General features: G+C 72.1%; 23 protein-coding genes. 16 read left to right on the top strand and 7 right to left on the bottom strand.

Going from position 1 to position 19,922, the window contains the following annotated elements:
• The first annotated feature begins 47 nt into the window (after positions 1 to 47).
• Positions 48 to 998 (top strand): phosphatidylinositol-specific phospholipase C, encoded by a 951-nt coding sequence (locus G3I54_RS25165; RefSeq protein ID WP_164617311.1) that lies wholly within the window; start codon positions 48 to 50, stop codon positions 996 to 998.
• 12 nt (positions 999 to 1,010) lie between these two features.
• Here the strand turns inward: G3I54_RS25165 and G3I54_RS25160 are convergent, their stop codons facing one another.
• From G3I54_RS25160 to G3I54_RS25140, 5 genes are all read right to left on the bottom strand, one after another.
• Positions 1,011 to 2,369: a HAMP domain-containing sensor histidine kinase gene (locus tag G3I54_RS25160; RefSeq protein ID WP_203687151.1), complete on the bottom strand. Its 1,359-nt coding sequence runs from the start codon at positions 2,367 to 2,369 to the stop codon at positions 1,011 to 1,013.
• 92 nt (positions 2,370 to 2,461) lie between these two features.
• Positions 2,462 to 3,199, bottom strand: a complete 738-nt coding sequence (locus G3I54_RS25155; protein WP_164617307.1) for a response regulator transcription factor — start codon at positions 3,197 to 3,199, stop codon at positions 2,462 to 2,464.
• Positions 3,200 to 3,255: 56 nt separating this feature from the next.
• The gene (locus G3I54_RS25150; RefSeq protein ID WP_164617305.1) at positions 3,256 to 4,275 is read right to left on the bottom strand and encodes a trypsin-like peptidase domain-containing protein; all 1,020 of its coding nucleotides are present in this window, start codon (positions 4,273 to 4,275) and stop codon (positions 3,256 to 3,258) included.
• 115 nt (positions 4,276 to 4,390) lie between these two features.
• Positions 4,391 to 5,431, bottom strand: coding sequence for a LacI family DNA-binding transcriptional regulator (locus tag G3I54_RS25145; protein ID WP_164617303.1), 1,041 nt, complete (start codon positions 5,429 to 5,431; stop codon positions 4,391 to 4,393).
• A 24-nt stretch (positions 5,432 to 5,455) separates the two neighbouring features.
• Positions 5,456 to 6,262, bottom strand: coding sequence for a response regulator transcription factor (locus tag G3I54_RS25140; RefSeq protein WP_164617301.1), 807 nt, complete (start codon positions 6,260 to 6,262; stop codon positions 5,456 to 5,458).
• Between the two features lie 358 nt (positions 6,263 to 6,620).
• Between G3I54_RS25140 and G3I54_RS25135 the strand changes: the two genes are divergently transcribed.
• From G3I54_RS25135 to G3I54_RS25105, 7 genes are all read left to right on the top strand, one after another.
• Complete coding sequence (locus G3I54_RS25135; RefSeq protein WP_239144563.1) at positions 6,621 to 7,487, top strand: alpha/beta fold hydrolase; 867 nt, start codon at positions 6,621 to 6,623, stop codon at positions 7,485 to 7,487.
• A 58-nt stretch (positions 7,488 to 7,545) separates the two neighbouring features.
• On the top strand, positions 7,546 to 7,800 hold the full coding sequence (locus G3I54_RS25130; protein WP_164617297.1) for a MoaD/ThiS family protein: 255 nt from the start codon (positions 7,546 to 7,548) through the stop codon (positions 7,798 to 7,800).
• A 10-nt stretch (positions 7,801 to 7,810) separates the two neighbouring features.
• Positions 7,811 to 9,229 carry a hypothetical protein gene (locus G3I54_RS25125; RefSeq protein WP_164617294.1) on the top strand — a complete coding sequence of 473 codons (1,419 nt, stop codon included), beginning with the start codon at positions 7,811 to 7,813 and terminating at the stop codon, positions 9,227 to 9,229.
• Between the two features lie 140 nt (positions 9,230 to 9,369).
• The gene (locus tag G3I54_RS25120) at positions 9,370 to 10,059 is read left to right on the top strand and encodes a DUF2993 domain-containing protein (protein WP_164617292.1); all 690 of its coding nucleotides are present in this window, start codon (positions 9,370 to 9,372) and stop codon (positions 10,057 to 10,059) included.
• Positions 10,060 to 10,571: 512 nt separating this feature from the next.
• Positions 10,572 to 11,411, top strand: a complete 840-nt coding sequence (locus G3I54_RS25115; protein WP_103510954.1) for a sulfurtransferase — start codon at positions 10,572 to 10,574, stop codon at positions 11,409 to 11,411.
• Between the two features lie 39 nt (positions 11,412 to 11,450).
• Positions 11,451 to 11,738: a DUF1416 domain-containing protein gene (locus G3I54_RS25110; protein ID WP_003968135.1), complete on the top strand. Its 288-nt coding sequence runs from the start codon at positions 11,451 to 11,453 to the stop codon at positions 11,736 to 11,738.
• A 158-nt stretch (positions 11,739 to 11,896) separates the two neighbouring features.
• Positions 11,897 to 12,154 (top strand): DUF3099 domain-containing protein, encoded by a 258-nt coding sequence (locus G3I54_RS25105; RefSeq protein WP_164617291.1) that lies wholly within the window; start codon positions 11,897 to 11,899, stop codon positions 12,152 to 12,154.
• A 23-nt stretch (positions 12,155 to 12,177) separates the two neighbouring features.
• Here the strand turns inward: G3I54_RS25105 and G3I54_RS25100 are convergent, their stop codons facing one another.
• Positions 12,178 to 12,540: a DsrE family protein gene (locus G3I54_RS25100; protein ID WP_093807666.1), complete on the bottom strand. Its 363-nt coding sequence runs from the start codon at positions 12,538 to 12,540 to the stop codon at positions 12,178 to 12,180.
• Positions 12,541 to 12,813: 273 nt separating this feature from the next.
• Here G3I54_RS25100 and G3I54_RS25095 point away from each other — a divergent pair, with 273 nt between their 5' ends.
• The 6 genes from G3I54_RS25095 (at position 12,814) to G3I54_RS25070 (ending at position 17,602) form a co-directional block, all read left to right on the top strand.
• Complete coding sequence (locus G3I54_RS25095) at positions 12,814 to 13,527, top strand: hypothetical protein (protein WP_164617422.1); 714 nt, start codon at positions 12,814 to 12,816, stop codon at positions 13,525 to 13,527.
• A gap of 38 nt (positions 13,528 to 13,565) precedes the next feature.
• Entirely contained in the window at positions 13,566 to 14,342 is a 777-nt protein-coding gene (locus tag G3I54_RS25090; protein ID WP_164617420.1) for a hypothetical protein, read from the top strand.
• Positions 14,339 to 15,274, top strand: coding sequence for a hypothetical protein (locus tag G3I54_RS25085; protein WP_164617289.1), 936 nt, complete (start codon positions 14,339 to 14,341; stop codon positions 15,272 to 15,274). The genes G3I54_RS25090 and G3I54_RS25085 overlap by 4 nt, the downstream gene beginning before the upstream one ends.
• 278 nt (positions 15,275 to 15,552) lie before the next feature.
• Positions 15,553 to 16,125 (top strand): FABP family protein, encoded by a 573-nt coding sequence (locus G3I54_RS25080; protein WP_137234855.1) that lies wholly within the window; start codon positions 15,553 to 15,555, stop codon positions 16,123 to 16,125.
• 49 nt (positions 16,126 to 16,174) lie between these two features.
• Positions 16,175 to 16,627, top strand: a complete 453-nt coding sequence (locus G3I54_RS25075; RefSeq protein ID WP_164617287.1) for a transcriptional repressor — start codon at positions 16,175 to 16,177, stop codon at positions 16,625 to 16,627.
• A gap of 9 nt (positions 16,628 to 16,636) precedes the next feature.
• Complete coding sequence (locus G3I54_RS25070; protein ID WP_164617285.1) at positions 16,637 to 17,602, top strand: folate-binding protein YgfZ; 966 nt, start codon at positions 16,637 to 16,639, stop codon at positions 17,600 to 17,602.
• 25 nt (positions 17,603 to 17,627) lie between these two features.
• Here G3I54_RS25070 and dtd read toward each other — a convergent pair whose 3' ends face one another.
• Entirely contained in the window at positions 17,628 to 18,077 is a 450-nt protein-coding gene (gene dtd / locus G3I54_RS25065; RefSeq protein ID WP_164617283.1) for a D-aminoacyl-tRNA deacylase, read from the bottom strand.
• Positions 18,078 to 18,192: 115 nt separating this feature from the next.
• Between dtd and G3I54_RS25060 the strand changes: the two genes are divergently transcribed.
• Together G3I54_RS25060 and G3I54_RS25055 are read left to right on the top strand one after the other, a co-directional pair.
• On the top strand, positions 18,193 to 18,885 hold the full coding sequence (locus G3I54_RS25060; protein ID WP_203687137.1) for an ABC transporter substrate-binding protein: 693 nt from the start codon (positions 18,193 to 18,195) through the stop codon (positions 18,883 to 18,885).
• A gap of 50 nt (positions 18,886 to 18,935) precedes the next feature.
• Entirely contained in the window at positions 18,936 to 19,922 is a 987-nt protein-coding gene (locus G3I54_RS25055) for an asparaginase (protein WP_164617281.1), read from the top strand.

Raw genomic sequence — 19,922 nt, 5'->3', positions numbered from 1 at the left:
ACAGAATCCAAGGGCCCAGCCCCCCACGGCCCTTGGAGGCACCCCGCATGTCCACCCCCGCGCGCACGCCCAAGTCCCCGTCCGGGCCCGCCCGTAGAGGCCCTCTGCCCACCCGCAGAGGGTTTCTGGCCGGGGCCCTCGCCGTCTCCGCCACCGCCGTCGTCGGCGCCGCGCCCGCCGTCGCCGCCACCCGGGAGGGCGGCCGGGCGGTCCGGGGCACGCAGGACTGGATGGCCGCCCTGCCCGACTCCACCGCGCTCCAGCGGCTCACGATCCCGGGCACGCACGACTCGGGGGCCCGGTTCGGCGGTCCCTGGTCGGAGTGCCAGAACACGACGATCGGACAGCAGCTGGAGAGCGGCATACGCTTCCTCGACGTACGGTGCCGGATCACCGACGGCTCGTTCGCGATCCATCACGGGGCGTCGTTCCAGAACATGATGTTCGGCGATGTCCTTGTCTTCTGCCGGGACTTCCTGGCCGCGCGGCCGACCGAGACCGTGCTGATGCGGGTCAAGCAGGAGTATTCCGAGGAGAGCGACGCCGCGTTCCGCCGGATCTTCGACGACTACCTGGACGTGCGGGGCTGGCGGTCCCTGTTCCGCCTCGACTCCGCCCTTCCCGACCTCGGCGGGGCCCGGGGCAAGGTGGTGCTGCTCGCGGACAACGGCGGGCTGCCCGGGGTGCGGTACGGGGACCCGGCCCTCTTCGACATCCAGGACGACTACATGGCGGAGCCGTTCGCCAAGTACCCGAAGATCGAGGCCCAGTTCCGCAAGGCGGCCCAGCAGCCCGGCAAGTTCTTCATGAACTACGTCTCCACCGCCGCCCTGATGCCGCCCCGCTGGAACGCCGACCGGCTCAACCCGCAGGTGCACTCCTTCCTGGAGCGCTCCGAGACCGCCGGGTGGACGGGGCTCGGCATCGTGCCGCTGGACTACCCGAACCAACGGTCCGGGCTGGTGGAGTCGCTGATCCGGCACAACCCGACGGGCTGAGCCCGGTCGTCCTCACAGCTCCGGCGGCGGCGTCGGCGCCCCCGGCAGCGTGAGCGCCGCCACGGTCCCGGGGCCGCCGTCCGGGGCCGGGCGCAGCGCGATCTCGCCGCCCGTCTGGTGCACCGTACGGGCCACGATGGACAGGCCAAGGCCGGAGCCGGGGAGCTGGCGGGCGGACGGGGAGCGCCAGAAGCGTTCGAAGACGTGCGGGAGTTCCTCGGCGGGGATGCCGGGGCCCCGGTCCCGGACGGTCAGCTCGCCCCGGTGCAGCGTGACGTCGATCGTGGCGCCGGGCGGGCTGAACTTCACCGCGTTGTCCAGGACGTTGACGATCGCCCGCTCCAGGGCGGCCGGCTCCGCGCGTACGTACCAGGGGGCCAGGTCCTCGGTGATCGTCAGCTCCGGGCCGCGCAGCCGGGCGCGGCGCAGGGCGGTGCGGGCGATCTCGTGCAGGGCCACCACCTGGAGCGGGCCCGGCTCGGCCGCGTCGGGGCGGGCCAGCTCCTGGAGGTCGCCGATCAGCGCGGCCAGCTCCGTCATCTGGGCCTTCACCGAGGCCATCAGCGCCTTGCGGTCCTCCGGCGGGATCACCCGGCCCGTCTCCTCGCTGCGAGCCAGCAGCTCCACGTTCGTCCGGAGCGAGGTCAGCGGGGTGCGCAGCTCGTGGCCCGCGTCCGCGATCAGCTGGGCCTGACGGTCGCGGGAGGAGGCGAGCTGGGCCGTCATCGAGTTGAAGGAGTTCGACAGCCGGGCGATCTCGTCCTCGCCGTCCACCGGGATGCGTACGGTCAGATCCTCGGTACGGGCCACGTGCTCGACGGCCTCGGTCAGCTCGTCGACCGGCCGCAGCCCGGCCCGCGCGATCCACAGCCCGGCCGCGCCCGCGCCGACGACTCCGATGCCGGAGACGATGAGCAGCACCCAGGCCAGCTGGTTCAGCGGATCGGTGACCTGCTTCATCGGCACGGCCACGGAGACCGCGAGGCCGGGGCGGTCCGGACCGGCGGGCGAGGTGTGGACCCGCATCTCCGTGCCGTCCTCGGCCGTCGTGGTGTGCGTCGCGTCCTCGCGCAGCCCGCCGGCGACCGCCCGGTCGGCGGCCTCGATCGGGATGGCGGATCTGCCGGGCACCGTGCACGGCTTCTGCCCCACGGCCGGCACCAGTTGGATCGTGTACGGGCCGGTCACGATCTGGAGGTCGCCGGGCAGTCCGCTCGTGCAGGAAGCCGCCAGCAGGCGGATCGCGTTCTCGTTCGGCTTCACCTGCGACAGCGTCGTGTCGAGCTGCTCGGTGAGCCGGTCCCGGGTGGTCAGCCAGCAGGCGGCGGCCACCGCCGCCACCGCGACCGCGACCGCCGTGGCCACCAGCATCGCCAGCCGGGAGCGCAGCGGCAGCGCCCGGAAGCGGCGCACCGGGCCCCTGCCCCGCCGCTCCCGCACGTCCGCCTGGGGCGCCGGACCGCTCACGCCTCCCCGCTCCCGCCCGTACGCAGCGCGTAGCCCACCCCGCGCACGGTGTGGACGAGGCGCGGCTCGCCGCCCGCCTCCGTCTTGCGGCGCAGGTACATCACGTACACGTCCAGGGAGTTGGAGCTCGGCTCGAAGTCGAAGCCCCAGACGGCCTTGAGGATCTGCTCCCGGGTCAGCACCTGGCGCGGGTGGGACAGGAACATCTCCAGGAGCGTGAACTCGGTACGGGTCAGCTCCACCCGGCGCTCGCCCCGGGTGACCTCGCGGGTGGCCAGGTCCATGCGCAGATCGGCGAAGGAGAGGACGTCGTCGTCCGGGGCGTCCGCGCCCGCCGCCGACGCCGCGTACGAGCTGCGGCGCAGCAGGGCCCGGATGCGGGCGAACAGCTCGTCCAGCTCGAACGGCTTGACCAGGTAGTCGTCCGCACCCGCGTCGAGGCCGGTGACCCGGTCGCCGACGGTGTCGCGGGCGGTGAGCATGAGGATGGGCGTGGTCGAACCGGTGGCCCGGATGCGGCGGGCGGCGGTGAGGCCGTCCATCCGGGGCATCTGGATGTCCAGGACGATGAGGTCGGGGGCGTAGGCCTCGGTCATCGCCAGGGCGTCGTACCCGTCGACCGCGACCTGCGTGCCGTACCCCTCGAAGGCGAGGCTGCGTTGCAGCGCCTCGCGCACGGCCGGTTCGTCGTCGACGATCAGGATGCGCTGGGGATCGTCTTCGGCGGGGCTCATCGCTGTGTCGTCCTCTTCTCGTTCCGGCCGATGGGGGCGGTCTCAGCCTCGCACGGTCAGGAGTTGTTCCCCGCGCGCAGGGCGTCCAGGTCGGCCTTGAGCGTGTTCACCGGGATCGCGAAGCCGAGGCCCACGCTGCCCGCCGACGAACCGCTGCCCGCCGCCGCGGAACTCGGCGCGTAAATAGCGGAGTTGATGCCGATGATCTCACCGTCCATGTTGATCAGCGCGCCGCCGGAGTTGCCGGGGTTGAGCGAGGCGTCGGTCTGGAGCGCCTTGTACGTGGTCGTCTTCTCGCCCGTGTCGCCGTTGAACTGCTGGCCGCCGAACTCGAACGGCCACTGCTGCCCGCCGCCCCCCTGGTTCTCCCCCGAGCTGCCGGAGTCGTCCCTCACCGTCACGTCCCGGTCCAGCGCGGAGACGATGCCACTGGTGACGGTGCCGGTGAGGCCCTCGGGCGAACCGATCGCCACGACCTGGTCGCCGACCTTGACCTGCGAGGAGTCGCCGAGTGTGGCCGTCTTCAGCCCGCTCGCGCCCTGGAGCTTGATGAGCGCGAGGTCCTTGTCGGGGTCGGTGCCCACGACGTCGGCGGTGTACGTCTTGCCGGTCGAGAGGGTGACCTGGATCTGCTGCGCGCCCGAGATGACGTGGTTGTTGGTGACGATCTCGCCGTCCTCGGTGATCACCACGCCCGAACCGGTGGACTTGCCCGCCGACGAGTTCGCGCCGATCTCCACGATCGCGGGCGAGACCGCCTCCGCGACGCCCGCGACGGTGCCCTTGCTGCTCTGCGAGACGGTGGTGCCGTTGACCGCGCCGCCCGAGCCGGTGGCGGCGGAGTTCTGGCCGTTCAGCTGCCCGATCAGCGTCGCGGTGCCGCCGCCGATCACGCCCGCCGCGATGGCCACCGCCGCCAGCAGCGCGACCGGCCGCTTCGCCCGGCGCCGGTTGGTGGGGGCGTACGGGGGCGGCGGCGGGTAGCCGCCCGCAGCGCCGTAGGAGGAGGCGTACGGGTACGCGGTCGGGTCCTGGTCCGTCGAGTGCGCGCCGCTCGGGCGAAGGTTCTCCGTCATGTGCACCAGGCTGGCCAGCGAACATGAGAGGGGCCTGAGTACGTCCTGAGAAGCCCGGAAGAACCGCGTATGCCCGCTGTAAAGGCCCGACGGTTCAGACAGGTCAGGAGACAGGTCAGGCGGACGCGGAGGGCTCGCCGCAGCCGCACGAGCGGCGGACCACCAGCGCCGAGGGGAACTGCTTCAGCCGCTCGCGCCGCGATCCGGAGACCCGGAGCGAGTCGTCCAGCACCAGGTCCACCGCCGCCCGCGCCATCGCGGGCCGGTCGGAGTAGACCGTGGTCAGCGGCGGATCGGTGAGACCCGCCTCCTTGACGTCGTCGAAGCCGGCCACCGCCAGCTCGCCCGGCACGTCGATGCGCAGCTCACGGGCGGCCCGCAGCACGCCGAAGGCCTGGTCGTCCGTGGCGCAGAAGATCGCCGGGGGCCGGTCCGGGCCCGCCAGCAGCCCGAGGGCCACCCGATAGGCGTCGTAACGGTTGTACGGGGCCTGGAAGAGCCGGCCCTCCGTGGAGCGGCCCGACTCGTGCATCGCCCGGCGCCAGCCCTCGACGTGGTCGGCGACCGGGTCGCCGACCACCGGGGTCTCCTCCGTGCCGCCGAGGCAGGCCACGTACGCGTTGCCGTGCTCCAGCAGGTGCCGGGTGGCGAGCTGGGCGCCGCCCACGTCGTCGGTGACGACGGCGACGTCGTCGATCGCCTCGGGGCGCTCGTGCAGCAGGACGACCCGGGCGTCCCAGGCCTCGATCTCGGCGGCGGCGCGCTCGCTGGGGCCCTGGCTGACCAGGATCAGCCCGGAGACGCGCATACCGAGGAAGGCCCGCAGATAGTGGACCTCGCGCTCGTCGCGGTAGTCGGAATTGCCGACGAGCACCATCTTCCCGCGCTCGGCCGCGGCCTGTTCGACCGCGTGCGCCATCTCCGCGAAGAACGGCTGCCGGGCGTCCGGGACGATCATTCCTATGAGGTCCGTGCGGCGCGAGGCCATGGCCTGGGCGACCCGGTCGGGGCGGTAGCCCAGCTCCTTGATCGCGGCGAGCACCCGCTCGCGCGTGGCCGGGGCGACCGGCCGGGGTCCGTTGTTGATGACATAGCTGACGACCGCGGTCGACGTCCCCGCCAGTCTCGCCACATCGTCCCGCGTCACCTTGGCCACGCGCGGCAGTCTACGCGGATGGACCTACCTCTTGGCAGCCTCCACCGGGGCTTCTTCCGCCGCCGTGGCCGAAGAGGACTGCTCCGACCGGGTGACGGGCTCGGCGGCCTTCTGCTGGGCGGCCTGCCGCTCCTTCGCCTCCTCGGCGGCGCGCTCCACCTTCTCCGGCGTGACGAAGCGGTAGCCGACGTTGCGCACGGTGCCGATCAGCGACTCGTGCTCGGGGCCGAGCTTGGCCCGCAGTCGCCGTACGTGGACGTCGACCGTCCGCGTACCGCCGAAGTAGTCGTAGCCCCAGACCTCCTGGAGGAGCTGGGCGCGGGTGAACACCCGGCCCGGGTGCTGGGCGAGGTATTTCAGCAGTTCGAATTCCTTGAAGGTCAGGTCCAGGACCCGGCCCTTGAGTTTCGCGCTGTACGTCGCCTCGTCGACGGAGAGATCGCCGTTGCGGATCTCCATCGGGGAGTCGTCGGAGGTGATCTGCTGGCGGCCCATGGCCAGCCGCAGCCGGGCCTCGACCTCCGCCGGTCCCGCCGTGTCCAGCAGGACGTCGTCCACGCCCCAGTCGGCGGTGACGGCCGCGAGACCGCCCTCGGTGACGACGAGGATCAGCGGACAGCCGGGTCCCGTGGACCGCAGCAGCTGACAGAGCGAGCGGACCTGCGGGAGGTCGCGGCGCCCGTCGACGAGGATCACGTCGGCGCCCGGGGTGTCCACGAGGGCCGGGCCCTCGGCGGGGGCCACCCGCACGCTGTGGAGCAGAAGCCCGAGGGCGGGGAGCACCTCCGTCGACGGCTGGAGTGCGTTCGTGAGAAGCAGCAGTGAACTCATCGCCGCCCACCTGCCTGGTTCGGTCGATCGTGTTGCACGGTTCGCTCGCCCATTACGTCGGTCCTCCTCGTTCCCTGCGAGAGGGGCACTCCCGGGTCGGACCCGGGGGAGTATGCGGCACTGCTTCGTACGTCATGCGTCCCGCGTCATGCGGGTTTTACGGTGCGGTCCCGCGCCCTGGGACCGCTGAGCTTGTGGAAACGTCGTCGTAACAACGCCGGTAAAGCACAAAAGGACCCGGGGGCTGCATTGCCCGGATCCTCTTCGCAGCAGAATAGCCCACATGAGTTCCGTGTCCGAGGGTCGATTCCTGAGTTCTTCTGTTCCCTTGCTCACGCCTCCTCCCCGATGCGCCACCTTGCTGACCGATGACGGCGTACGGGTCGAGGCGGTGTACGAACCGTGTACGGCGGGTTCCGCGGCGGCGGAGGACGGGGCGGCCGAGGCCGCCGCGACGACCCCCGCGATCGTCGTCGCGCACGGCTTCACCGGCTCGGCCGACCGCCCCGCCGTACGGCGTGCCGCGCGGGTGTTCGCCCAGCGTGCGGCCGTGATCACGTTCTCGTTCCGGGGCCACGGACGGTCCGGCGGACGCTCCACCGTGGGCGACCGCGAGGTGCTGGACCTGGCCGCCGCGGTGGCCTGGGCGCGGGAGCTCGGACACACCCGGATCGTTACGGTCGGGTTCTCGATGGGCGGCTCCGTGGTGCTCCGGCACGGCGCTTTGTATACGGCGGACTCCGCAGGCGATTCCTTGGACGATTCTTTGGACGCGGATACGCCCGTTCGCGTGCCGGAGCGCGAGGGGCGCACACGGCGCACGGGGGCGCACTCGGATGCGGTGGTCTCCGTCAGTGCTCCCGCCCGTTGGTACTACCGGGGGACGGCCCCGATGCGCCGGCTGCACTGGGTGGTCACCCGCCCCTCGGGCCGCCTCGTCGGCCGCTACGGATTCCGTACCCGCATCGCCACCGAGGAGTGGAACCCCGTCCCGCTCTCCCCGGTCGCCGCGGTCCCGCTCATCGCCCCGGCCCCGCTGCTCCTCGTGCACGGCGACCGTGACCCGTACTTCCCGCTGGACCACCCGAGGATGCTGGCGGATGCGGCCGGGCCCGGCCGCGCGGAGCTGTGGCTGGAGCGGGGGATGGGCCACGCGGAGAACGCGGCGGACGACGCCCTTCTGGCCCGGATCGCCGACTGGGCGACGGCCGCACCGCCCGCGTGACCCATCATGGAGAGCTGACGCACGAGGCGTCCGACGAACCGACCGAAGGAGTGGCGCCATGGCAGCGGGGACGATCCGCTACTGGGCTGCGGCGAAGGCCGCCGCGGGCACCGCGGAGGAGCCGTACGCGGCGGCGACCCTCGCCGAGGCGCTCGACGCGGTACGGAGACGGCACCCCGGCGAGCTGAGCCAGGTGCTCCGGCGGTGCTCGTTCCTCATCGACGGCAACCCCGTCGGGAGCCGCGAGCATGAGACCGTACGCCTTGCCGAGGGCGGCACGGTCGAGGTGCTCCCGCCGTTCGCAGGAGGGTGAACCGCAGGCCATGAGCAGCAGCGATCAGCAGTACCCGTATCCGTACGACCCCGAGCGGCAGCAGCCGCGGCCCGCGTCGCCGCACTGGCCCGACGGGACGGCCGGGCAGTCCGCCGCGCCGCAGGATCCGGCCGCCTTCGACCAGGGCGCGACGCAGACCTGGCAGGCGCCGACCTGGGACACGCAGTACCAGCCGACGATCCGCCCGGACGACCCGCACCGGGCGCAGGGGCAGGCGCAGGGGCCGGGCCAGGGTTACGGGCAGCCGCAGCAGCCGCAGGCGTACGGGACGCCGCAGCCGGATCCGTACGGACAGCAGCAGCCCGGAGCGTACGGAACGCCGCAGCCGCACGCTCCGTACCCGCAGCAGCAGTATCAGGAACCGCAGCAGCACCAGCAGCCCCAGCGGCACTATCAGGAACCACAGCAGCACGGTCAGCACCAGCAGCAGCCTTACCGGCCCTCGGCGGCCGACACCGCCTATCTGCCGCCCCAGGGCGTCTCGGGCTCCTTCCCGCTGCCGCCCGAGGTCCCGGCCACGCCCGCCACGCCCGTCGCACCGGCCGCAGCAGTGCCCGCCTCGGCCTCGGCCTCCGTCTCCGAGCCCGCGACCGGGCAGCCGGGGCCCGGTGACACGGGCTACAGCGCGCCCACGACGCTGGGCAACGCCCGGATCACCGACGCCCAGCGGGCCCGCGCCGAGGGGCGCTCGCCGATCATCGCGCCGGGGATGCAGCCCGCGGCGCTCACCGCCGTACTGGGTCTGCTGCTCGCGGGGGGCGCGGCGATCGGGCCGTACGCCCTGCTCGTCCCGGTGGTGCTCCTCCAGGCGGTGACGGCCGCCGGATGGTTCCGGCTCAACGGCATGTGGCCGGCCCGCCAGGGCATCGCGCTCGCCTTCGCCGGAGGGCTCGTCGCCGATGCCGTCCTGCTCGCGGCGGGCCGGGAGCACGGTCCCGCCGCGCTGCTGGGCACCCTGGGCGTCTGGGTGCTGCTCACCGTGGTCCTCCAGCTCCGCAGCCACGCGGGGGCCGACGAGCGGATGTACGGGCTGATGGCCACCGTCGTCTCCGCGTCCCTCGCGGTGCTCGCCGGCGGACATCTCGCGGCGCTCCCGGACGCGGTGGCGGTCGGCGGGGTGGCCGTCGCGGCGGCCACGCTCGCCCGGGCCCTCCCGCTGCCCGGCGCGGCCTCGGTCGCGGTGGCCCTGCTCGCGGGTGCGGGCGCGGGCGTCGCGGTCGGCGCGCTGACCGACTTCGGCGCGAAGGGCGCGCTGCTCGGTCTCGCGGCGGGCGGGGCCGCGCTCATCGGGCTGCGGGTGGCGAGCTACGACTACCCGTCCCGGTTCGTGCACATGACCGCCGGGGTGGCGCTGCCGCTGACCGTGGCGGCCCCGGTCGTCTACCTGGTCGGCCGCGCCGTCCTCTGACGCGCCCTCCCCTGACGGCCCCTCGGGAACCGATGGGGGGCCGTCGCTCGTCGATCATCCAGGGCGTCCGCTCCCGCTCCTGCGGCAGTAGGCTCACGGGCGCCAGGGGGACCGATCGGCACAGGGTGGGGAAACGACACATGCGCGCACTGCGAATACTGCTGGTCCTGGTGGTGGTGCTCGGCGGCCTCTTCATCGCCGTCGACCGCGCGGCCGTCTGGTTCGCCGAGTCCGAGGCCGAGGACCGGGTCACGATCAGCGGGGGCGGCCCCGCCACGACGGAGATCTCGATCAAGGGCTTCCCCTTCCTCACCCAGCTCGCCGGTTCGCAGCTCGACCGGGTCGACGTCAGCCTCACCGGCATGGAGACCAGCGCCGCCGGCCGGGCCATGCGGGTCAGCGAGGTCCGGGCCGAACTGCACGACGTGAAGCTCGGTTCCGGCTACCGGAGCGCCACGGCCGCCCGCGCCACCGGCACCGCGCGCGTCAGTTACGAGGACCTGACGGCGGCGGCCAGCGACGGCGTCGTCGTGGAGTACGGCGGCAACGGCAAGGCGAAGGTCACCGGCACGGTCGAGGTCCTGGGCCGCCCGATCTCGCGCAGCGTGCTGTCCACCGTGACCCGCGTCGACGGTCACACGATCAAGGTGCGCGCGGACGAGGTGCCGGGCGAAGGGCTGCCCGGCGTCGAGGATCTGATCCGTAAGAAGACCGACTTCGAGGGCGACATCGACGGGCTGCCGAAGGGCCTGGAGCTCCGGCAGGTCAAGGTGACGGAGAAGGGCCTGGAGATCTCGGTGACCGGCTCGGACGTCGCCCTGACCGGCTGACCGGCTGACCGGCTGACCGGCCACCCGGGCCGCACGCGCCGACCGTCTTCGACGTCTTCGACGCCTCCGGCAGCCCTCGGCCGACCGGCCGATCCGGATAGTGAGACACCGGCGTCCGGTCCGCAGATGCGGGGAAGGCTCGGAGGAGCCCCGCGCGGGGCGGAGGGTTCGCCGACCCCTTCTCCGTCTCACATCACGGATGATCGTGTCTCATCATGCGACACGACGGTGACATCTCCGTCCGTACCTCCCTACGATCGGACCCATGAAGCGACAGGCGGATCTCACGAAGCGGCGGGCAGTAGACCTGTGCCGCGTCGCCGCCATGCTCTGTCGCACCTTCTGAGCGGGGCGTTCGCACCCGTCCCGCCTCCCCCCGGCCCTTCGACCGTCGTCAGGGCCGACGCCGTGCCCCGTACGCGCCGCGTTCCGTGCCTCCGCGCGTACACCCGCACCTCGCACACTCCGCATCTCGCACCACCCCGCCGCAGACTGCCCCGGAGGAGAACAACATGAGCCGCAGCGACGTCCTGGTAGACGCCGACTGGGTCGAGGCCCACATCGACGACCCGCAGGTCGCCATCGTCGAGGTGGACGAGGACACCTCGGCGTACGAGAAGAACCACATCAAGAACGCGATCCGGATCGACTGGACCAAGGACCTCCAGGACCCGGTCCGCCGTGACTTCGTCGACCAGGCCGGCTTCGAGAAGCTGCTCAGCGAGAAGGGCATCGGCAACGACACGCTGGTCGTCCTCTACGGCGGCAACAACAACTGGTTCGCCTCCTACGCGTACTGGTACTTCAAGCTGTACGGCCACGAGAACGTCAAGCTCCTCGACGGCGGCCGCAAGAAGTGGGAGCTCGACTCCCGCGACCTGACCGACGTCGTTCCCACGCGCCCGGCCACCCAGTACACGGCCAAGCCGCAGGACGAGTCGATCCGCGCCTACCGCGACGACGTCGTCAAGGCCATCGGCAGCCAGAACCTGGTCGACGTGCGCTCGCCCGACGAGTTCAGCGGCAAGCTGCTCGCCCCGGCGCACCTCCCGCAGGAGCAGTCGCAGCGCCCCGGCCACGTGCCGAGCGCCCGCAACATCCCGTGGTCGAAGAACGCCAACGACGACGGCACCTTCAAGTCGGACGACGAGCTCAAGGCCCTCTACGAGGACGAGCAGGTCGACCTGGCGAAGGACACCATCGCCTACTGCCGCATCGGTGAGCGCTCCGCGCTCACCTGGTTCGTGCTCCACGAGCTGCTCGGCCAGGAGAACGTCAAGAACTACGACGGTTCCTGGACCGAGTACGGCTCCCTCGTCGGCGTGCCGATCGAGCTGGGCCCCGCCAAGTAACCCGACCGACCCGCACGACCCGACCAGAAGGACAGAACCATGTGTGGAGCACAGGCCGGTGGCCCCGACGCTTCGACGATCAAGCCCGGTGAGACCACCATCCAGGGCAGCGTGACCCGCGACGGCGAGCCCGTCACCGGTTACGTCCGGCTGCTGGACTCGACCGGTGAGTTCACCGCCGAGGTCCCGACCTCGGCGACCGGACAGTTCCGGTTCTACGCGGCCGAGGGCACCTGGACGCTCCGCGCCCTGGTTCCGGGCGGCAGCGCCGACCGCACGGTCGTCGCGCAGACCGGCGGTCTCTCCGAGGTCGCCATCGCCGTCTGATCCTTCCCGGGATCCGCGGCACGCCGTTTTCCACGGCACCCAGAACGGCCGAAGGGCCGCACCCCAGGGGGTTGGACGCCACCTGACGCGGGGTGCGGCCCTTCGTGCCGTTCCCGGCGTCCCCGCGCCCCGGCCCGAGGAAGTCCTACGCTGGAAGCATGTACGCCCGACGCAGGCGGAACTACTTCCTCATGATGGGCGGATGCATCGCGCTCTTCGTGTCCGCCTGGGCGGTGGTGCGCCTGTGGTCCATGCCGGTCGCCATCGGCATGTGCGTGGTCGCCATGGTGATCCCGCCGATCGCCGCGATGGTCGCCAACCGGCGGGGCCCGGAGGACCGTTGGTGGGACGACCCCTCCGGGGACCCGAAGTCCGACGAGTGGTGGGACGAGCTGGACGGCAAGAGGCGTCACTGAGTCACGGGGAGACTCCCGCCGGATCAGTAGACGAGCGCCTGGGTGTCGTCCGCCATGGCCTCCTGCACGAAGACCTGCGCCCCCGCGATGCGTACGCCCTCCAGTACGTCCTTCTCCGTGATGTCGCGCCGGGCCGCGCACTGGGTGCACAGGGTGATCCGGCCGCCCGCCAGGATCGAGTCCAGCAGGTCGGGCAGCGGGGCGGCGTGCGGCAGCTCGAACTCGGCGGCCCGGCCCGGCAGCGCGAACCACGAGGACTCCCCGGTCAGCCAGAGCGAGACCTCGACACCGCTGGCGACGCCCACGGCCGCCACGGTGAAGGCCTGCGAGCAGCGCTCGGCGGCCTCGGGCCCGGCGGTCACCTTGATCACAAGCTTCTTCGGCATATGCCGAACTGTAATCGTCCGGAAGGCAACCTCCTTGCTGACCTGGGGGTCACTTGTGCGCGCAGGTAAGGGAACCCGCGCTTCAGGTCTCTTGGGGGGACCCTTTTGGAACCGAACGACACCATTCCTGCCGTGCCGGAAGGGCCCGCACCCGTGCCGGCCCCGCCGACGGAGCCGCCGGTACAGGCGGATGGGCCCGCGCCGGCCGAGCCGCCGGCCCCGGCCGTCCCGGCCGATACGCCTGTACGACGCCGGCCGCGCGGCCGTACGACGCTGATCATCGCGGCGGCGGCGCTGCTCGGGATCTCGGGCGGGGTCGCCGCCGGCTACGGCATCCAGGCGGAGCGGGAGCCGACGCCGCTGGCCGCCCTGTCGCAGCCCGGCGTCGGCTACCCGGCGAAGCCGCTGTCCGCCGACCGGGCCCCGGCCCCGCTGCCCGCGGCCCAGGACCGGCGGGTCAGGACGGACGGCGACCTGCGCAAGCTGCTCGTCGACCGGCCCAAGGGCGCGAAGAAGACCCTCACCGACGGGCTGGGTCTCGAAGACGGCTGGGAGCCGATCGACCAGTACGTGCAGGACTACTACGACGACCCGCAGTACATGTTCGAGACGCTGGCCGAGGCGGGACTGCGCCGGGTCGCCTCGGTCTCGTGGATGCAGGGGAAGTACCGGGAGACCACGGTTCAGCTGATCCAGTTCCGGTCCGGCGACACGCTCGGCGCGGCGGATCACTTCGACGACCAGATGATGTACATGCCGTGGGACAAGGACGGCGCGGGCAACGCGGGCGACGCGATCAAGGGCAGCCGTGAGGGCCGCTACTTCCTCTTCCCGGTCGAGCGGGAGGCGGGCTACCTCCCGTCCTACCGGGCCAGGGCGCTGGCCGTGCGCGGTGACATCACGCTCGACATCAACATCTTCGACACCGTCCCGATCAGCAAGAAGGACATCCGGACGCTGGCCGAGCGACAGCTGGAGCGGCTGTGAACGACGAGACGAACCTCGCACCTGAACCTGCCCCTGCCATGGAGCCCGACCCCGCCCCCGTCGCTCCCGCACCCGGGCGCCGGGTGCGCCGGGTGCTGCTGACCGCGCTGCCGGTCGGCCTGGTGCTCGCGGCGATCGGCGGCGCGGCCGGCTACACCAACGCCACCGTGGACACCGCCGACCGTACGGTCACCACGAGCGTCTGGGACGAGGACCACGCGCCCACCGGCAAGGACCCGGTGGGCGAACCGTCCCGGGGCCGCCACGACACCGAGCTGACCAAGCTTCTGCTGCCGGTCCCCAAGGGCTACCGGCTCGGCCCGGACATCGGCGAGATCGGCAACGACAGCGAGACGAGCGGCGCGAAGGCCACCGCCGCGATGAAGGAGATGGGCCGCGGACTGGCCGGCAAGGACCGCCGTGAGCTGAACAAGCTGGTCGAGCGGCTCCGTATCCAGGGCATCGCGCAGCGCTCGTACACCTCGGACGCGAACGACCTCGTCGTGAACGTCCAGATCGTGAAGATGCGGGACAAGCGGGCTGTGCGCCAGACGTACCTGGACCGCAAGAAGCTGCTGGACTCCTTCGACGAGTTCCGCAAGGGCCCGTCGATCGACGGCCACAAGAAGGTCACCTGCTACCGCCTGCCCAAGGGGGACAAGACGACCCTCGACGGCGTCAGCTGCATCGCCTACGACGGCGAGGTCTCGGTGAGCGTCGGGGCCAACGGCAGCAAGCCGTTCAGCCCGTCCGCCGTCAGGGACCTGGTGAAGGACCAGCTCGACCACATCGCGTCCCCGGGGGAGTACATATGAGTGAGCAGACGGTGACCCCTGAGGCGGCGGAGTCGCCCGAGGCGACGGTCATCCCCGAGGCGGCGGAGGCGCCCGTATCAGCAGTGGTTCCTGCGATGCCCGAGGCCCCGCCCGTGTTCCCGCCGGAGGCCGCACCCGAGGCGCCCGGTACGGCCGCCACCGCGCCGCCGAAGCCGCCCCGGCGGGTCCTGCGGGCCGTGGCGCGGTGGACGGCCGCCGCGCTGGCGTTCGGGGTGCTCGGCACCGGTACGGCCTTCGGGATCGCCTCCCTGGAGCGGACCGACGTCCCCGGGCTCGCCACCGAGGGCGACGGCCGCTGGGACTACCCGAAGCTGACCCTGCCCGCGCTCCCGGCCGGCAAGCCCCGGCCGTTCGGGCCCGGCAACCCCGCCGAGATCCACCACGCCGACCTGCGCGACCTGCTGCTGCCGGCCCCCGCCGGAGCGGTGCCGGACAAGAAGCTGACCGGCGGCTGGATCTCCACGGAGACGTTCCTCGACGCCTACCGGCAGCAGGACCGCAAGTCGGTGGCCCAGCTCCTGAAGGACGCCGCGCCGCGCCACATCGCGGCCCGCGGCTGGACCATGCCGGACGGCACCACGTCCCGGATCTATCTGGTGCGGTTCAACTCCACGGCGTTCGCGAGCCGGCTGCTCGACGACCTGCACGTGGGCGCTTCGGCCGGTACGCCGCTGGAGCGTACGGACACCACCGAGATCGACGGCACCTGGAGCTCGGCCAACAACGTCGAGAACCTCTCCTCGTACGTCTTCGCCGAGCAGGCGCCCTTCGGGGCCGAGCATGTCCGGCAGGCGTACACCCTGGCGGGCGACACGGTCGCCCTCGTGGTGCACGAGCGCGCCGGGAAGCGGGAGACGGGCCGCATCCCCTTCCAGCAGACGCTGATCCTCCAGAATCAGCTGCTCGCCTGAGACCCGTGCCGCGAGCCCGCGGCCGACACCTGAACGAGAAGGCCGGGCCCCCACCCATTAGGCTGGGGGCCCGGCCCTGTCACCGCCGCCACCCGCTCGTCACGAGGAGCCCCCTGTGCTTGAGGCATTCTTCACCGCCCTGCTGATCCTGGTCTGCGTCGGCGTCACCGCCTTCGCCGCGATCACCGTGAAGAAGCTGTACCAGGGCCAGCGCTGACCCTCGCCGACCCACGGTTTCCGCCCACCCCTCGCACCCTCACAGATCGTCTGAGCCGCTCATGATCGAGATTCCGTCCGACCTCCACCCGGACCTCGTCCCGCTGGCCTTCCTCCTCGGCAACTGGGCGGGCGCGGGTGTGTCCGACTTCCCCGGCGCCGAGAAGTGCAACTTCGGCCAGGAAGTCACCTTCAGCCACGACGGCCGTGACTTCCTGGAGTACGTCTCCCGCACCTGGGTCCTGGACGAGGAGGGCAAGCAGGTCCGGCCGCTGGAGACGGAGACCGGATACTGGCGCATCGACAAGGACCGCAAGGTCGAGGTCGTCATGGCCCGCGACCAGGGCGTCATCGAGATCTGGTACGGCGAGCTGGCCGACCAGAAGCCGCAGATCGACCTGGTCACCGACGCGGTGGCCCGTACGGCGGCCTCCGGCCCGTACAGCGGCGGCAAGCGCCTCTACGGGTACGTCAAGAGCGACCTGATGTGGGTCGGCGAGAAGGCGACGCCCGAGGTCGAGCTGCGCCCGTACATGTCGGCGCACCTGAAGAAGGTCGTCACCCCGGAAGAGGTCGCCGAGATGGCCCGGAATCTTGAGGACATGCCGGACGACGGCATCGCGTTCTTCAAGTAGAGCGAGCAGAGCCACCGCAGGTGTTTGACCGCACGCCTAGACTGGGCGTGTGGTGAGCACCGACTGGAAGACCGATCTTCGGCAGCGCGGCTACCGGCTGACGCCCCAGCGTCAGCTCGTCCTGGAGGCGGTCGACGCCCTGGAGCACGCGACGCCGGACGACATCCTGTGCGAGGTGCGCAGGACCGCGTCCGGCGTGAACATCTCCACGGTGTACCGGACCCTGGAGCTCCTGGAGGAGCTCGGTCTGGTCAGCCACGCGCATCTGGGGCACGGCGCCCCGACGTACCACCTGGCCGACCGCCACCACCACATCCACCTGGTCTGCCGGGACTGCGAGGACGTCATCGAGGCGGACCTCTCCGTCGTCGCCGAGTTCACCGAGAGGCTCCGCGCCGACTTCGGCTTCGAGACCGATATGAAGCACTTCGCGATCTTCGGCCGCTGTGCCTCGTGCACGGCCGCCGAGAAGGCAGCGGAGGAAGCCTCCGTCAAGTCGTAGGCTGGGCGCATGAAGAGCCCCCTGCTGTCCCTGCCCGGCGCCGTCCCCGCCGAAGGCCGCGACGAAGGTGTCGCCGCGCACTACGGCGACCTGTTCCGCGAGCAACGCGCCCTCGCCGACGGCAACGGCTTCGTCGACCTCTCCCACCGGGGCGTCGTCACCGTCACCGGCGACGACCGGCTGACCTGGCTGCACCTGCTGCTCACCCAGCACGTCAGCGACCTCGCCCCGCACCAGGCCACCGAGGCGCTCATCCTCACCGCCAACGGGCACATCGAGCACGCCATGTATCTCGTCGACGACGGGACGACGGTGTGGATGCACGTCGAACCCGACACCCAGGCCGACCTGATCGCCTACCTGGAGTCGATGAAGTTCTTCTACCGGGTCGAGGTCGCCGACCGCACCGCCGACCTCGCGGTCGTCCACCTCCCGGCCGGCTCCATCGCGGAGGTCCCGGACTCCGTGGCCGTACGGGAGACCCCGCAGGGCCGGGACCTGTTCCTGCCGCGCCCGGAGCTGGAGGCGTACGCCGCCGCCAACGGGCCCGCCGCCGGGATCCTGGCGTACGAGGCGCTGCGCGTCGAGGGGCACCGGCCGCGCGTCGGCTTCGAGACCGACCACCGGACCATTCCGCACGAGCTGGGCTGGATCGGCACCGCCGTCCACCTCCAGAAGGGCTGCTACCGGGGTCAGGAGACCGTGGCCCGCGTCCACAACCTGGGGAAGCCGCCGCGCCGGCTCGTCTTCCTGCACCTGGACGGCAGCGAGGTGCACCTGCCCGGACACGGGACGCCGGTGCGGCTGGCCGCGGACGGCCAGGAGGGCCGCCAGCTCGGCTTCATCACCACCTCGGCCCGCCACCACGAGCTGGGCCCGATCGCCCTGGCCCTGGTCAAGCGGAACGTGGCGGTGGACGCGGAGCTGATCGCCGGGGACACGGCGGCGGCCCAAGAGACGGTCGTCGAGCCGTAACCGCTCCGCGCCGCGCGGCGTACGGCTACACCTCGATGATCACCGTGAACGGGCCGTGGTTCGTGAGCGAGACGCGCATGTCCGCTCCGAACCGGCCCGTCTCCACCCGCGCCCCCAGCGCCCGCAGCTGCGCCACCACCTCGTCCACCAGCGGCTCGGCGACCTCGCCCGGCGCGGCGGCGTTCCAGGTGGGCCGGCGGCCCTTGCGGGCGTCCCCGTAGAGAGTGAACTGAGAAATCACCAGGAGGGGCGCATTCACATCGGAACAGGACTTCTCGCCCTCCAGAATGCGCACCGACCAGAGCTTGCGGGCCAGCTGCGCCGCCTTCTGAGGGGTGTCGTCATGGGTGACCCCGACCAGCACACACAGGCCCTCGCCGAGGATCTCCCCGACGATTCCGTGGGCCGAGGGGTCGTCCGCCGCACCGGCGACGGAGACGCTCGCGCCGTCCACTCTCTGTACCACTGCACGCATACAGACCAACCTATCTTGGGCTGAACGGGTACAGAGCACCTGCATCGGCCCGGTGCGGAGTGGCACGATGCACGATGTCGGTGTGCCGACGCACCGGTCGAGGGGACGGAACAGCATGAGTACATATGGAGCCGGACAATCTCCCGGTGCCGTACCGGGCGCACGTCACCGCACCAGCACCCTGCGGTCACCCGTACAGCGCAGTCTGCCAGGGCAGGGCCCCGTGCCCTTGCCGCCGCCCGCCCAGGGCCCCGCTTCCGGCCCCGCGTCCGGGCCCGCTTCCGGGCCCGCCACCGTGCCCGAGCAGTCCGGCGGCGACGCGGGCTTCGGCGGGCTGCGGCTGCCGGAGCTGCGGACGCTGCGCCGGGACGCCCAGCGCGACGAGGCCGACATCGGTTACGTACGCCGGCTCGTGCAGGGACGGATCGACATCCTGCGCGCCGAACTGGCCCGCCGCCGGGACCCGGAGGCGCCGGTGGAGGACGCGGCGGTGGTGAGCCGGCTCTCGGAGATCCTGGCCGACACCCCGTCCCGGCACCGCTCCTCCGCCCGGCACGTCACGCTGACGACGCCGCGCGGCGACGAGTTCCGGCGGCTGGCCGCCGAGACCCTCGCCGAGGTCGAGCTGTCCGATCTGGACGCCCGGACGGACGAGGAACTGCACACGGCGATGGGGCGGCTCGTCCGCTACGAACAGCAGGTCTCGCGCCGCCGTCACGAGCTCCAGCGCACCGCCGACGATTGCAGCGCGGAGATCGCCCGCAGGTACCGTGACGGGGAAGCACAAGTAGACGACCTGCTCGCCTGAAGCGACCCTTCCGGGCGCGGGTCCCGCACCCCCGTCCCCGGAAGGCCACCATGACGTCGACCGACGCCCCGTCCGCCATATCCTCCGCTCCGGCCCCCGCCCCGCCCGTCCTCGCCGAGGTCGTGCGCTCCGGGTTCACGGAGGGGCACCACCGGGGGTCGCTGGTCCTGCTGGCCGCCGACGGCAGCGTGGAGCGGGCGATCGGCGATCCGACGGCGCCGGTCTTCCCCCGGTCCTCCAACAAGCCGATGCAGGCCGCCGCGATCCTGCGGGCCGGCCTCGACCTGGCGGGCGAACGGCTGGCACTGGCCGCCGCGAGCCACTCCGGGGAGCCCTTCCACCTCGACCTCGTACGGAAGATGCTCGCCGAGCATGGACTGAGCACCGCCGACCTGCAGACCCCGCCGGACCTGCCGCTGGACCCGGTGGAGGCGGAGGCCTACCTCGCGAGCGGGAACGTACGCGAGCGGATCACGATGAACTGCTCCGGCAAGCACGCGGCCATGCTCGCCGTCTGCGTCCGCAACGGCTGGGACACCGCGAGCTACCTCGCCCCCGCCCACCCGCTCCAGCGGCTTGTGGGCCAGGTCGTCGCCGAGGCGGCGGGCGAGCCCGTCGCGGCGGTCGGCACGGACGGCTGCGGGGCCCCGCTGATGGCGATCGGGCTGACCGGTCTGGCCCGCGCCTTCCGGTCCTTCGTGCTGGCGGAGCCCGGCAGCGCCGAGCGCCGGGTCGCGGACGCGATGCGCGCCCACCCGGAGTACGTCGCGGGCACCCGGCGGCCGGACACCTGGCTGATGAGCGAGGTGCCGGGGACGCTCTCCAAGATGGGCGCCGAGGCGGTCCAGGCGGTGGCCCTGGCCGACGGCCGGGCCCTCGCCTTCAAGATCGACGACGGCGCCACCCGGGCGCTCGGCCCGGTGCTGGCCCGGGCCCTGGAACTGCTGGACGTGCACGCCCCGGTGGTCGCCCGGATCGGGCGTTCGCCGCTGCTCGGCGGGGCGGCGGAGGTCGGCGAAATTCGCGCGACATTCTGA

Source organism: Streptomyces sp. SID14515 (assembly GCF_010548505.1).
Lineage (GTDB): Bacteria > Actinomycetota > Actinomycetes > Streptomycetales > Streptomycetaceae > Streptomyces > Streptomyces caviscabies.
This window is presented reverse-complemented; position numbering and strand designations above follow the sequence as displayed.

Bases quoted from the DNA above. Each gene is read 5' to 3' on its own strand.
- G3I54_RS25165 (WP_164617311.1), top strand. From the start codon at position 48: ATGTCCACCCCCGCGCGCACGCCCAAGTCCCCGTCCGGGCCCGCCCGT.
- G3I54_RS25160 (WP_203687151.1), bottom strand. From the start codon at position 2,369: ATGCTGGTGGCCACGGCGGTCGCGGTCGCGGTGGCGGCGGTGGCCGCC.
- G3I54_RS25155 (WP_164617307.1), bottom strand. From the start codon at position 3,199: ATGAGCCCCGCCGAAGACGATCCCCAGCGCATCCTGATCGTCGACGAC.
- G3I54_RS25150 (WP_164617305.1), bottom strand. From the start codon at position 4,275: ATGACGGAGAACCTTCGCCCGAGCGGCGCGCACTCGACGGACCAGGAC.
- G3I54_RS25140 (WP_164617301.1), bottom strand. From the start codon at position 6,262: ATGAGTTCACTGCTGCTTCTCACGAACGCACTCCAGCCGTCGACGGAG.
- G3I54_RS25130 (WP_164617297.1), top strand. From the start codon at position 7,546: ATGGCAGCGGGGACGATCCGCTACTGGGCTGCGGCGAAGGCCGCCGCG.
- G3I54_RS25125 (WP_164617294.1), top strand. From the start codon at position 7,811: ATGAGCAGCAGCGATCAGCAGTACCCGTATCCGTACGACCCCGAGCGG.
- G3I54_RS25120 (WP_164617292.1), top strand. From the start codon at position 9,370: ATGCGCGCACTGCGAATACTGCTGGTCCTGGTGGTGGTGCTCGGCGGC.
- G3I54_RS25115 (WP_103510954.1), top strand. From the start codon at position 10,572: ATGAGCCGCAGCGACGTCCTGGTAGACGCCGACTGGGTCGAGGCCCAC.
- G3I54_RS25110 (WP_003968135.1), top strand. From the start codon at position 11,451: ATGTGTGGAGCACAGGCCGGTGGCCCCGACGCTTCGACGATCAAGCCC.
- G3I54_RS25105 (WP_164617291.1), top strand. From the start codon at position 11,897: ATGTACGCCCGACGCAGGCGGAACTACTTCCTCATGATGGGCGGATGC.
- G3I54_RS25100 (WP_093807666.1), bottom strand. From the start codon at position 12,540: ATGCCGAAGAAGCTTGTGATCAAGGTGACCGCCGGGCCCGAGGCCGCC.
- G3I54_RS25090 (WP_164617420.1), top strand. From the start codon at position 13,566: ATGGAGCCCGACCCCGCCCCCGTCGCTCCCGCACCCGGGCGCCGGGTG.
- G3I54_RS25085 (WP_164617289.1), top strand. From the start codon at position 14,339: ATGAGTGAGCAGACGGTGACCCCTGAGGCGGCGGAGTCGCCCGAGGCG.
- G3I54_RS25080 (WP_137234855.1), top strand. From the start codon at position 15,553: ATGATCGAGATTCCGTCCGACCTCCACCCGGACCTCGTCCCGCTGGCC.
- G3I54_RS25070 (WP_164617285.1), top strand. From the start codon at position 16,637: ATGAAGAGCCCCCTGCTGTCCCTGCCCGGCGCCGTCCCCGCCGAAGGC.
- dtd (WP_164617283.1), bottom strand. From the start codon at position 18,077: ATGCGTGCAGTGGTACAGAGAGTGGACGGCGCGAGCGTCTCCGTCGCC.
- G3I54_RS25060 (WP_203687137.1), top strand. From the start codon at position 18,193: ATGAGTACATATGGAGCCGGACAATCTCCCGGTGCCGTACCGGGCGCA.
- G3I54_RS25055 (WP_164617281.1), top strand. From the start codon at position 18,936: ATGACGTCGACCGACGCCCCGTCCGCCATATCCTCCGCTCCGGCCCCC.